The organism is Chromatocurvus halotolerans (assembly GCF_004340525.1).
Lineage (GTDB): Bacteria > Pseudomonadota > Gammaproteobacteria > Pseudomonadales > Halieaceae > Chromatocurvus > Chromatocurvus halotolerans.
In genome coordinates this window covers 90,852-104,100 of the sequence record NZ_SLWX01000008.1, presented here as the reverse complement: position 1 = coordinate 104,100, position 13,249 = coordinate 90,852, and the positions used below count along the sequence as shown (strand labels likewise).

At 63.3% G+C, this 13,249-nt stretch carries 7 protein-coding genes; 4 read left to right on the top strand and 3 right to left on the bottom strand.

Annotated features, from left to right (window positions below; translation table 11 throughout):
• Window positions 1-239: 239 nt before the first annotated feature.
• Together EV688_RS10625 and EV688_RS10620 are read left to right on the top strand one after the other, a co-directional pair.
• Complete coding sequence (locus EV688_RS10625; protein ID WP_117317985.1) at window positions 240-1,856, top strand: amidase family protein; 1,617 nt, start codon at window positions 240-242, stop codon at window positions 1,854-1,856.
• Between the two features lie 590 nt (window positions 1,857-2,446).
• On the top strand, window positions 2,447-3,904 hold the full coding sequence (locus tag EV688_RS10620; protein ID WP_117317987.1) for a serine hydrolase domain-containing protein: 1,458 nt from the start codon (window positions 2,447-2,449) through the stop codon (window positions 3,902-3,904).
• Window positions 3,905-3,922: 18 nt separating this feature from the next.
• Here EV688_RS10620 and EV688_RS10615 read toward each other — a convergent pair whose 3' ends face one another.
• Window positions 3,923-6,082 carry a S9 family peptidase gene (locus tag EV688_RS10615; protein WP_117317989.1) on the bottom strand — a complete coding sequence of 720 codons (2,160 nt, stop codon included), beginning with the start codon at window positions 6,080-6,082 and terminating at the stop codon, window positions 3,923-3,925.
• A gap of 144 nt (window positions 6,083-6,226) precedes the next feature.
• Between EV688_RS10615 and EV688_RS10610 the strand changes: the two genes are divergently transcribed.
• Together EV688_RS10610 and EV688_RS10605 are read left to right on the top strand one after the other, a co-directional pair.
• The gene (locus EV688_RS10610) at window positions 6,227-8,653 is read left to right on the top strand and encodes a penicillin acylase family protein (protein WP_117317991.1); all 2,427 of its coding nucleotides are present in this window, start codon (window positions 6,227-6,229) and stop codon (window positions 8,651-8,653) included.
• A 123-nt stretch (window positions 8,654-8,776) separates the two neighbouring features.
• On the top strand, window positions 8,777-9,946 hold the full coding sequence (locus tag EV688_RS10605) for an ATP-binding protein (protein WP_117317993.1): 1,170 nt from the start codon (window positions 8,777-8,779) through the stop codon (window positions 9,944-9,946).
• Between the two features lie 19 nt (window positions 9,947-9,965).
• Here the strand turns inward: EV688_RS10605 and EV688_RS10600 are convergent, their stop codons facing one another.
• Window positions 9,966-10,457 (bottom strand): DUF6702 family protein, encoded by a 492-nt coding sequence (locus EV688_RS10600; protein WP_240624363.1) that lies wholly within the window; start codon window positions 10,455-10,457, stop codon window positions 9,966-9,968.
• Between the two features lie 7 nt (window positions 10,458-10,464).
• Window positions 10,465-13,035 carry a M1 family metallopeptidase gene (locus EV688_RS10595; protein WP_240624364.1) on the bottom strand — a complete coding sequence of 857 codons (2,571 nt, stop codon included), beginning with the start codon at window positions 13,033-13,035 and terminating at the stop codon, window positions 10,465-10,467.
• Between the last annotated feature and the right edge of the window lie 214 nt (window positions 13,036-13,249).

Sequence of the window (13,249 nt, the reverse complement as noted above, 5' to 3'; positions counted from 1 at the left end):
CTGCGCATGCCCCGGCGCCCGAAGGCGTCGGCATCCGCAAAGACGGCGTCGATAACGTTACCCGGGGCGGCACCGGATCCAAAATTCAAAAGATATTTTTTATGCTTTATTTTCAACGGGTTATGATTCTTAAGAAAAGCTTTAGGCTTTGTTCAGAAAGAATCGAGGAAAAGATCGGGCATCTGCCCGGCCCGAGGTCTGCTACGCTCACGGCTGTCACCCCATCGGAGCCACGCGCCATGCCGCAGTCCCGTCATTGCCTGAACCCTCTCCCGCTGGTGGTTTTCTGCCTGCTCTTGTCACTGGCGGCGCGGGCGGAAGTCACCACGCTATCCAGCGCCAGCATCGCCGACATCCATCGCGCCATGGAGCGGGGAGAGATCACCTCGGAAGCGCTGGTACGGCAGTTTCTTCGCCGCATCGAGGCCTACGACGATGCGGGTCCGGGCATCAACGCGGTGCTGCAGCTGAATCCGGCGGCGCTCGACGAGGCCCGGGCGCTGGATGCGGAGCGCCAAAGCAGCGGCCCGCGTTCGCCGCTGCACGGCATCCCGGTGGCGTTGAAGGACAATATCGACACCCACGACCTGCCGACCACGGCAGGCTCCTTCATGCTGGCGGGTACCGTGCCGCTGGATGATGCCTTTCTGGTAAAACGCCTGCGGGATGCCGGCGCGGTGATCATTGCCAAGCTGAACATGAGCGAGTTCGCCTCCGGCGGGCCGCTGAACTCGCTGGATGGCCTGACCTACAACCCCCACGACACCAGCCGGTCACCCGCCGGCTCATCCGGTGGCACCGGCGCGGCCATCGCGGCGGCCTACGCCATGGTGGGATTCGGTACGGATACCGGCGGCTCGGTGCGCATGCCCTCCTCCGCCAATGGCATTGTCGGCCTCAAACCCACCCTGGGTCTGATCAGCCGCGATGGCATCGTGCCGCTGGCGCTGTCGTTTGACACCGCAGGGCCCATGGCGCGGCATGTCCATGATGTTGCCACCACGCTGGGCGTAGTCGCCGGTGTCGATCCTGCCGATCCGGCAACCGCGCGCAGCGAAGGCCAGGTGCATCAGGACTACACCCGTTTTCTCGATCGCGACGCCCTGCAGGGCGCGAAGCTGGGTATTGCGCGCGATTTCATGGGTGCTGACAACGAAGTCGACTGGATCATGGAGTCCGCCTTTCAGACCATGCGTAAGGCGGGCGCCGAGCTGGTCGATATCGAATTACCCCCCTGGCTACTGGCATCGCGCGGCGATTTTTACCGCACGATTCGCTACCGCGAGTTCCGTGCACAGATCGCCGACTACCTCGAAACGACCGGGCCAGACTACCCCAAAACGCTTCGAGCACTGATTGACACCGCCATGACACTGCCTTCGCCGGACAGCGAGCAGGGCTACATACCGAACCCCTCGCGCTGGCAGCTGATGCTGAAAGAGGACGCCGGCGGTGAGCTCAGCGACCGGGAGTACCTGGCCGTGCGCGATCATGCCCTGCCGCTGCTGCGGGATACCATTGAGGGACTCATGGACGAGCACGGGCTGGATGCCATTATCTATCCCACCCAGCCTCGTCGCCCGCAGCGGATTGATCCGGAGCCGAACCCGGACTCTGCACCGGGCTCCGGCGGCTCGCCGGTAACGCTCGCCAACCTCACCGGCTTCCCGGACCTGATTGTGCCGGCCGGGTTTACGGCTGGCGGGCTGCCGGTGACCGTCTCCTTCTTTGGCCGCGCCTTCAGTGAACCGGTGCTGCTGGGACTCGGCTATGCCTTTGAGCAGCGCACGCAGGCGAGACGCCTGCCGCGCACGACGCCGCCGCTGGCGGATGCAATGCGGGTCGCCATCGAGTGATCACGTCGCTGGTGGGTGTCGAGGGAATTTCACAATCCTGGGGGTTCTGACCGCGGCGCCGGACCCCAGATTTCACGGACAGCCTAGACACTCACGCTATCACCGTAGGCCCGGCGTCAGCCCTTTTCCATCAAATACCAGCAACGGCTTGCCCGACACTCCAGGCTGCTCCATAGTTTGCATGAACCCTGTCCGGAAGCTGCGGAGATGCCTCAACTAACGCATGCGCTGATCCGAAAAGCGATGAACAGCATCGTTGCCGACGAGACGGCGCGCTGTACCTCCACGCCCGCACTCCATCAGCGTTGTGGTCCCATCAAAAAGCGCCAGAATCTCCGCGGAGACGCTTTTCGGTTATAAGGGAGTGCAAAACCTCGCAGCGCGAGAATAAGATCGCCGTTCCTGTGATCGCAGCCACCCCATGACGGCGTGTCCAGGCAGCTGTTCGCCGGGAGAATCAGAGCCCCCGGTCTGATGAGTCAGGCTCGCGATACGTGCGCCTGCGATCGAGCCGGCACATCGAAAACCCGCGCTTGAGTCAGCGCTGGCAGTGCTAGACTTCAAGCCACGACCACCTCGAGGCTTATGGCATGATTCACACACTCAAGACTCCCCTGCGCCTTGTGCGCGCCATTACCCTGCCGCTACTGGCTGTGATGCTGAGCTTTTCCGTCATCGCGCAGGAACAGCCCCCGGCCGACGACCCGGATGTGCAGGCCTCCATCCGCCTGTTCTCGGCCTGGATGGAAGGCCAGCTGGCCTATCGGGGCATCCCCGGGGTCGTGGTTGGTGTGGTCGCCGGGGACGATCTGGTCTGGACGCAGGGCTTCGGTCACGCGGACCTTGCCGCCGACCGGCCCATGACGCCAGATACCCGCTTTCGCATGGCCTCGCACAGCAAGCTGTTTACCGCAACGGCGATCATGCAGCTGCGCGAGCAGGGTCTGCTGCGCCTCGATGACCCGGTGGCGCAGTACCTGCCCTGGTTCGAGGTGCAGACCGCAGCGCCGGACGATGCGCCCATCACCCTGGAGCACCTGCTGACACACAGCTCCGGGCTGCCGCGGGAAGCCGGCCCCCACTGGTCGGACCTCGAGTTTCCCAGCGCGGCACAGCTGCAGGCACTGCTGCCCGAGCGGCAGGCGGCATTCTCTCCCGAGACGCGCTGGAAGTATTCGAACCTGGCGTACACGCTGGCCGGCATGGTTGTCGAGCAGGTGAGCGGCGAGAGCTGGGCCGGGTATCTGCAGGCGAACATCTTTGACCCGCTGTCGATGACTGCCAGCAGCATTGACCGTGAGGACCCGAAGCTGGCCACCGGCTATGGCCGTCGCATGCCCGATGGCAGCCGCGCCATCATGCCCTTTGTCGACGCCCGCGCCATGGCCTCGGCCACGGGGCTGACCTCTACCGTGGAAGACATGGCGCGCTTCGTGTCGGCGCAGTTCCGCGAGGGCGCGCGCGGCGAGAACCGCCTGCTTTCCACCGCCTCCCTGCGAGAGATGCATCGCGTGCGCATGCTGGAAAACGACTGGACGCGCGGCCAGGGCATCGGCTTTGCCGTGATGCGCGTCGACGACAGGCTTTACGTGGGTCACGGCGGCGGCTATCCGGGCTACACCACGCATACACGGATTCAGCTGGACGACGAGATCGGCGTCATCGTGCTGACCAACACCAACGACTCGGGCCCCTCGCACATTTCCGCCGAACTCATGAAAACCGTCGGCCAGGCGGTGGCCAGGGCGACAAAAACGGAGCCCGAGCCGGTCGAGTGGGATGCGGACTGGGCGCGCTTCGCAGGCATTTACCGATCCACCTGGGCCGACATGCAGGTGGTGCTGATGAATGAGCAGCTGGTACTGCTGCGGCCCGATGCGGACAACATCGACGTCACGCAGACACTCGAACCCCTCGGCGATGGGCAATTCCTGCTGACGGCGCCCACGGGCGGCAGCGCAGTGGGCGAGGTTGTGCGCTTTGTCGAGGAAGACGGTCGCGTCGTGCGAATGATTACCGGCGACTCCTACGCTGACCGCATCGACTGAGGGGTGGCGGCAGCTGCCTTAATCCGCCACCGCGAGCTTTCGATCGAGAAACGCTGCCGCCGCGCGGTAGGCCGCCAGCCAGTTGCGATGCAGCAGGAAACCGTGCACCTCGTCCGGAAACACCAGGGATTCCACCGGCGTACCCTGCCGGCGCAGCGCTTCTGCCAGGTCTACCGATTCCGAGAAGGGCACGTTGCGGTCGTCGTCGCCATGAATCAGCAGCACTGGCGAGGTCCAGGTCCCGACGTCTGCCATGGGCGACGATTGCCAGGCGAGGTCGGCGAAATCCTCGTCCATGCCGGGATCATAGGCGCTGGCAAAATTGCCGATGACCACGTTCCAGTCATGCACCCCGTGCAGATCGACACCGGCAGCGAACAGGTCTGAGGCCCGCGCCAGTCCCAGCGCCGTGAGATAGCCGCCATAGGACCCGCCCCACAGCCCCAGTCGTGCCGGGTCGACGTCGTCCCGGCCGGCCAGATAAATGCCGGCACCCACGACATCGCGATACTCGGAGGCGCCGCGCGCCCCGTAGTCCCGGGCCTCGCGGAACTCCATGCCATAGCCCACGCCGCTGCGGTAATTCACGGCGGCAACGACGAAGCAGCGTGCGGCCATCGCCTGGTTGAAGGCATAGGCGTTGGAATAATAGCTGCCCGGATGAAAGCCCATCAGCATCTGGCGCCGTGATCCGCCGTGGAAAAACAGGAGCCCCGGGTGCGGCCCGCGGCCACACTGCGCCGGCGGCAGGAACACCTGGGCGTGAATCTGCAGTCCATCGGCAGCCGGGAAAGACACGAGTTCGGGCTGCACAAGGCCTTGTGTCGGGAAGCGCTCTGGCAGCGGCGGCCCCGGCGCCCGGCGCGCACCCTCGACCAGCACAACGGGATGGGCCGGTTCGCGGGCCGCCGACGCGAGGAAGACCAGCGTCCCGCTGCCGGTGCGCCCGGGCATCCATTCAATGCCACTGCCCGTCGTGAGGCGCTCGGGTTCGCCGCCGGCAACCGGCGTCTGCCACAGGTGGCGACGATGCAGATCCCCATGATTGGCGCTGTACAGCAAGGCGCTGCGGTCAGGCGCCAGATCGGCGTACTGCACTTCGCCCTCGCCCGGCGTCAGGTCGACAGCCTCACCGCCGGCACTGGCCACGGACCAGATATGCAGCCAGCCGGTCTTTTCCCAGGGAAACAGGATGCGGTCATCCGCGCCCCACCACAGACGATCCCCGACAAACCAGTATCCGGGCTGGAAGGGGCTGCCCGGACCTGCGTCGGCACGAAAGATTTCCCGCGTGTCGCCGGTGCTTGCGTTGCCGATGCGGATGGACCAGGGCAGTCCCTCACGCCGCGGCACAAAGGGCAGAATCCGCTTTTCATTGGGTATCCGCAGAAAAGCGATGTGCTCGCCGTCCGGCGACCAGGTTGGCGCGCGGTCCCGGTCCAGCGACGGTTCCAGCCAGGTAATGGCGTTTTCCTCACGGTCGTACACGCCGATGAAGGCATGGTCACCGCGGTCGGAGACGAAGGCAATCCTGCTGCCGTCCGGGGCGATGGAGAAGGTCGATACACCGCGGCGCACGCTGAACAAGGGCTTGTCGCCGGGTCCATCGTTTTTCACGGTTTCGAGGCTGCCGCCCTCTTCTGCGCGGCTCAGTCCACGCATCCAGACCTGGCTGTCCTTGAGAAAAAACACCGACTCGCCGTCGGGAGACACGTCGAAATCGTCGGTTTCCGCCAGCTCCCGGGGCACGGCTTCGCCATGGGCCGGCACCACCCAAAGCTTGCGCGCAACGCCCTCCGGCCGGCTTGTGGGGTTGGGCAGGTCCCCCTCACGGTTGCGGGCGCCACCGCGAAGAAACATGACCGACTCACCGTCCGGTGTGAAACGAAGATCCGTGATGGCGTCACCCGTATCACCCTCATAGTGGGTGAGCGGCCGGCCTTCCCAGTCGGGGCCATCGGCGACCCAGACATTACGCGCGCCCTCCTGCTGGCTGACCCAGCTGATGCGATCGCCGACCGGTGAGGCAACCAGGTCGGTGGCATGCGGGAAAGACAGCACCGCCTCGAAGCCGACTGACGCCATCGCCGAGCTGACCGGAAGCCACGACAGGCAGGCAAGGATGACACCAGCGGAGAACGGCAGGGAGCGTGAAAGGAAGAGCGTTCGTAAAAGCATACGAGCCTCGGGCCAGGTTTTCCGGATAGCGTGTTGGACAATTGCCCCCACGGTTTCTATGCTGCAGCAGGCAGAACGACTGCGCCCTGACAATAATCAGCCCTCTGACGATCCGTCAAGTGGCAACCAGCGAGGCAGACCGCCATGACCTTATCTCCCCGTCCCTGGTTGATCCTCATCATCCTCAGCGCAGCCCTGCTAAGCGCGCCGGGATTTTCCCAGACTGACCAGACCCTGAAGGTGCCGGGACTGGAACAGCCGGTGGAGATTCTCAAGGACAAATGGGGAATCTCCCATATTTATGCCGAGACCGAGCACGACCTGTTCTTCGCCCAGGGCTACAGCGCCGCCCGCGACCGGCTGTTCCAGTTCGAGATCTGGCGCGCCCAGGCAACCGGCACCACCGCGGAAATGCTCGGCCCGCGCATGGTCGACCGCGACCACGGCACCCGCCTGTTCCAATTCCGCGGCGACCTCGATCGGGAACTGAGCCATTACCATCCCCGGGGCATCGCCATCATCAACGCCTTTGTCGACGGCGTGAATGCCTATATCGACGCGGCGCTGGCCACTCCCGAGTCACTGCCGCTGCCCTTCCGCATTCTCGACATACAGCCGCAGCACTGGACCCCGGAAGTGGTGATCTCGCGCCATCAGGGCCTGCTGGGCAACATAGGCAGCGAACTGGACACCGGACGCGCGGTCTGTCTGCTGGGCGAGGACGTGGTGCATGAGCTGTCCTATTTTCATCCCCACGAGCCCGACCTGGCGCTCGACCCGCTCATCGATTGCGAGTCCCTGCTGGAAAACGACATTCTCCATCTCTACAACGCGTATCGGGACCGCCTGCGCTTCGAGCCGCAGGACGTTGTCGCCGCCTACCGTAACGACGAGGACAGCTTTGCCCGGCTGGCGGCGGTGCTCGATAAGGAGGACCGGGAGCTGCACAAGCGGGCCATTGAAGACATCGGCAGCAACAACTGGGTGGTCAGCGGCGACCTCACCCAGGACGGCTCGCCGATGATGGTCAACGATCCGCACCGCGCCCAGGCGGTGCCCTCGCTGCGCTACTGGGCCCACCTGGTGGGCCCCGGCTGGAACGTGATCGGTGGCGGCGAACCGGAAATTCCGGGCATCTCCATCGGCCACAATGGCTACGGCGCCTGGGGGCTGACCGTGTTCCGCACCGACGGTGAGGACCTGATGGTCTACGAGACCCACCCGCAGAATCCCAGACAGTACCGATACCAGGGGCGCTGGGAAAACATGCAGGTGATCGAGGAGGTCATCCCCGTGAAAGGCGACGACCCGGTTACCGTGGAGCTTCTGTACACCCGCCACGGCCCCGTGACCTTCGAGGACCGGGACAGGCACCTGGCCTATGCCGTGCGTCCGGCATGGATGGAATCCGGTGGGGCCCCCTACCTGGCATCACTGCGGATGAACCAGGCGACCAGCTGGGAAGCCTTCCGCGAGGCCAGCCACTACAGCAACATCCCCGGGGAGAACATGGTCTGGGCCGACCGCGACGGCACGATCGGTCTGCAGGCAGTGGGGATTGCTCCCCTGCGCCGCAACTTCTCCGGCATGGTGCCGGTGCCGGGAGATGGACGCTACGAGTGGGACGGCTATCTGCCCATCAAGGCCAAGCCACACGAGGTCAATCCTGAGCGCGGCTACATCGAGACTTCCAACAGCAACTACACCCGCCAGGACTACCCCTATCTGGACGCCATCGGTTACACCTGGGCCGACCCCTACCGCTGGGCACGGGCCAGCGAGGTGCTGGGGTCGGGGCGCAAGTTCAACATGATGGACATGATCCAGCTGCAGCATGACACCCTGTCTATTCCGGCACGCACCCTCGTACCCATGCTCAAGGGCCAGCCGTCTGACGATACCACGGTGGAGCAGGCACGCCAGCGGCTGCTGGCCTGGGATTCCGTGCTGGACAAGGACTCCGTGGCGGCCGGCATCTATGTCGCCTTCGAGAGACGCCTGCTGGAAAACATCGAAGCGCTGAAGATTCCCGAGCCCGGCCGCGACCTCCTGACCATCGGCATGAAGCGGATGATCGATTTTCTGCTGGCACCGGATGGCGACTTCGGAGACGACCCCGTGGCCGGCCGCGACGCCTTCCTGCAGGAAGCGCTGGCACAGGGGGTTGCGGATTTGCGTGACAGGCTAGGCGAAGACTCATCGAACTGGGTCTACGGCCAGGCGGATTACAAGCATGCCCTGATACAGCACCCCCTCGCCAGCGCGGTGAACGCGGCAACCCGCGAGCGACTCAATGTGGGCCCGGTTCCCCGCGGCGGCAATGGATTCACCGTGGGCAATACCGGCAGCGGGGACAATCAGACCTCGGGGGCGTCATTCCGGATCTTCGTGGATACCCGCGACTGGGACAACACGCTGGGCATGAACACCCCCGGGCAGGTGGGTGACCCGGACCACCCGCTGTACGACAACCTGTTCGAGCTGTGGGCAAACGACAAGGTGTTTCCGGCGTTCTACAGCCGGAAAAAGATCGAGACGGTGCTGTTTGAGACGCTGACGCTGGAGCCCTGACAGACTGCAGCGCCTCTTCGTTATTTGTCCATCTGGCTGGATAAACAAAGATATGTCCAGTGCACTGGACGAAATCCGTATCGTCTTCTACACTGGACATAACTGGCAACGGAAGCGTGCGCAATGGAAACGGCGGATCTGCAGCAGATTCTCAGGGACTGGTCTGGCTGGTCCGCCCAGCCCTCTAACACCGTTTCGCGGAATCTGGTTGGGGAGTGTGTTCTGACACCCGACGTGGTCACCGTAATTCAGGGGGTGCGCCGCTGCGGAAAATCCACCCTGTTGCGGCAATTAATGCTCGCCAATGGCATCGCCGACAGTCAGGCGATTTTTATCAATTTCGAAGATCCGCGACTGCTGGGTGAACTCGATGCGGCATTGCTTGATGACATCTACGCAGTTTCGACGGCGTCCAGCCAGGACAGGTTGACGTTTTTTCTCGACGAGATCCAGAATGTGGCGAACTGGCAGCCGTGGTTGAATACCCGTCTTGCCATGAACAGTGGCCACTGCTTCGTGGTCACGGGCTCCAACAGCCAGTTACTGGGTGGCGAACTCGCCAGCTCACTGACCGGACGACACTTGCGCCATGAGTTGTTCCCCTTTGATTTCGCAGAGTTCCAGCAGCGTGAGCGACCCGGAGATCTCGAGCAGTTCATTCGGCGGGGTGGCTTCCCGGCGGTACTGGACTTCCCGCAGCCGGAGAAACTGTTGCAGCAATACTTTCTGGATATTGTCGAGAAAGATATTCGTGAGCGGATCTCCGCCAAGTCCAGTCGACTGTTGCAGGCCATGGCAAGAATGGTGCTGGAATCTGTCGGGTCGGAACTGAGCCTGCGGCGTATCGCCGGTGCAATACAGTTGAGCCCGGAAACTGTCAGCCTTTATCTTCAGGCCTGCGAGGATGCCTACCTGATTTTCAGCTGTCGCTACTTCGCCTATTCCGAAGCAAAACGAGTACGGCATAACCGCAAATATTATGCGATTGATACCGGGCTGCGCCGAGCAGTCAGCACGCGATCTGGCCGGGATTCCGGCAAGGACTTCGAAAACCTCGTCTATCTTGTTCTGCGCCGAAGCAGCGCCGATATCAGTTACTGGAAAGGCAGGAGAGAAGTGGATTTTGTCGTCAACACACCACGTGGTGTGACGCCCATTCAGGTCACGTACGGTGAACCGAAGCCTCGCCACGAGGAAGCCCTGGAAGAGTTTTTCCAGCATTTCCCGCATGCCAACGAGGCTGTGTTTGTGACACCAGAAACCTTTGATGCATTCACAGCCCTGGAGTTGTGAACAAACAGATAGCGTAGCCTCAGCGAACGCGCTCCTCGTCCAGCCCGGGACCCATAATGCGGATAAACGCCTGCGACCCGGGTTCCACATCCAGCAGGACCCGGTTGTCGATATCGGGAAACGCCGCGGGCAGCGACGTTGACCACTCCTGATACACGTAAACGAAGCCGTCGATAATTTCCGCCCCAAGGGTCTCGAAGGCCGCAGGCTCATCGGCAGCGGTCAGCGAGAATCGCTCTTCCACGTACAGCGCGACCAGCGCCAGACTGCGCAGGTCCTCAATGGGCAGTGAGCCGTCCATGAAGCGGTTCACCGTGATCGCGTCGGGCACGTGCAGGCGATGGGTAATCTCGAAACGGTCTTCCACCCAGTGAATATCGGTCCACACGGCGTGGCCGCGATGGGCCGTGCCGTGGGCTGCGCTGACCAGCAGCACCAGCCCGAGCAGCCAGCGGGACAGGCCCGGCAGGCGGCCGTGCGCTGCGGCTCGCGGCGCAACGGACGCTGACACAGCACCTCTACTCATCACGCATATCGCGGGCGGGCTCCAGCGGTGCCTTGCGATCATCGCTGCCATCCGCTTTGCCGCTCTCACGCAGCTCGTGCAGCATGTCGGCCATCAGGTTGCGCTTCGCCGTCTCCTTCTTGAACACAGACAGACGCGATTGCCGGATCTGCTGCGGGAAGCGGTTGTTGGCGTAATCCGCGTCCGCCGTCTGATGGCGCTCATCCAGGGCGATAGCGGCGATGGGCCGGGTCTCGATCAGGCGATGGGTCACGGATACCGCATCCTTGCGCCAGATCTCCACCGGCAGCTCCAGCGCACGCTCGCTGCCATCTTCGTAATAAATGGTCAGCAGCAGCGGCGTGGGAATCCCGCCGAGGTTGTCGAAGTCAATGAAGTAGAAGAGAGACTCATCCTCGATGGCCTGCCTGAACACCCGCTGCTCCCAGGCCTCGAGCTTGTCAAACTTGTCTGCCGCTTCATTGCGGTCCTTGTTGGTGACGGTGTAGACGTCGTTGTCACTGTACAGATCCTGCAGCTCCTCAAAGCGTGATGCACGGGGCACGATGCCCGCCTCGCGGTTGCGCTCGACGCTGATCGGCGCCGGGTAGTCCCGCGCACGCTCCTCGCGATCCAGCGGAAAATCGACATCGGGGTCGTCGTGCTTGAGCCGATAGGCGCGCACGTCACTGATAGCGATATCCACATGATCGGTGGTGAAGAACCAGGCGCGCCAGAACCAGTCGAGGTCCACGCCGGAAGCATCTTCCATGGTGCGGAAGAAGTCCGCCGGTGTCGGTCGCTTGAACTTCCAGCGCTCGGCGTATTCACGAAACGCAAAGTCGAACAGCTCACGCCCCATGACGGTTTCCCGCAGGATCGTGAGCGCCGCCGCGGGCTTGGTGTACGCATTCGGTCCCAGGTTCAGCACGGAGTCCGACTGCGTCATGACCGGCACCTGGTTGGACGAGGTCATGTATTCGGGAATCATGTCGAGCACGTTGGTTTCCCGGATCAGCGGGTCGGAGATGCGCCGGAACACCGGGTAGTCCTCCTCCCACTCCAGCTGCGAGACGTACTGCAGGAAGGTATTCAGCCCCTCATCCATCCAGGTCCACTGCCGCTCATCGGAATTGACCACCATCGGGAAATAAATGTGTCCGATTTCATGGATGACGACGCCAATCAGCCCGTACTTGACCTGCAGCGAGTAGGCCCGCTGTGCCTCTGCCCGGGCCTCGGGGGACTCCGGATTGTCGTCGATGGCTTTCGGTGGATCCGGGCGATAGCCGTTGAAGGTAATCATGGGGTATTCCATGCCGCCGGACTGCCAGGTATTCACCGACTGTGCCGTCGGGTAGGGATAGTCGAACGACAGACGGCTGTAGACGTCCATGGTGTGGACAACGGCCTGGGTGGAATACATCGACCACACCGGCTCTGCCTCGTTGGGGTAGAAGGACATGGCCAGCACCCGGTCGTGGCGCGCGCCGGGCTGCTCATGCACCATGGCGTCCCAGATAAACTTGCTGGAGCTCGCCCAGGCGAAATCGCGCACGTTCTCGGCTTCAAAGCGCCAGGTCTTGCTGCCTTTGGCGTCGGTCTTTTCGTTCTCCAGCGCCTCTTCCGGGGTGACGATAAAGTCCGGTCGCTCGCTGCCGGCACTGGCCAGGCGCTCGCGCTGCACGTCGGTCAGCACCTCGCGGGGGTTTTTCAGGGCGCCGGTCGACGACACGATGTGGTTGTCCGGCACGGTGAGGTTGACGCCGTAATTGCCGAACTCCAGGGTGAATTCGCCGGAGCCCAGGAAGGCCTTGTTGTGCCAGCCCTCGTAGTCGCTGTAGGCGGCGAGCCGCGGAAACCACTGGGCAAGGAAGAAGATCTGCGTGTCCGAGTCTTCGAAGTTCTCGTAGCCACCGCGGCTGCGCACGGTGTCACGCTCCACAATATTGAAGGACCAGGTGACATCCATCACCACCTGCGCGCCGGATTTCAGCGCGGTCGGCAGATCCACCCGGACCAGGGTGTCCACCACCACGTAGGGCACATCCTCACCGGCGATCCGGAAGCTGAGGTCACTGTAGCCATAGTTGCCGGTCGATATCGACTGGTGCTGCCGCAGATCCTGATAGGAGACGACATCCCCGGCGACCGTTCGCGAACGCTGGTCGAGGGAGTCGGCCTTGAAGCGGTTCTGGTCGAGCTGCAGCCACAGATAGCGCAGCGTATCCGGCGAGTTGTTGCGGTAGCTGATCCGTGCACGGGCGTCAATGCGCCGCGCTTCCGCGTCCAGGGTGGCGTCAATCTGGTAGTCGGCCTGCTGCTGCCAGTAATCGTGGCCCGGTGCACCCGACGCCGTGCGGTAGGTGTTGGGCGTGGGCAGCATCTGGCCCAGCTGCGCAAAGGCGTCTGCGCCGGAGCCGATGCGCTGGCTGGCAGGCGCAGCGCCGGAGGCGGTGGCTGCCTCGGCCAGGGTCGCAGGCCACAGCACCGTGCCGGTCAATGCCAGCGTCGACAGAATGCCGGTAAGAGGCGCGGCAACGCTGCGCAGCGCAGCGTGGAAGAAAGAAAAGCGAAAAGACATGGCAGATATCCGGAAAGCGGGAACGCCGGAATGATATACAGTCACAGACGCCCGCTCAATCCCCGGATGTGCCCGGCTGAGCGCAGCCCGGCTGAGCGCAGCCCGGCTGATAGCAGCCCGGCTGATAGCAGTCCGGCTGATAGCAGTCCGTAAGCCACCACACTTTGGCGACAGCTGGGTTTACAATGCGGTCGATACACCGGTCGACGCATGT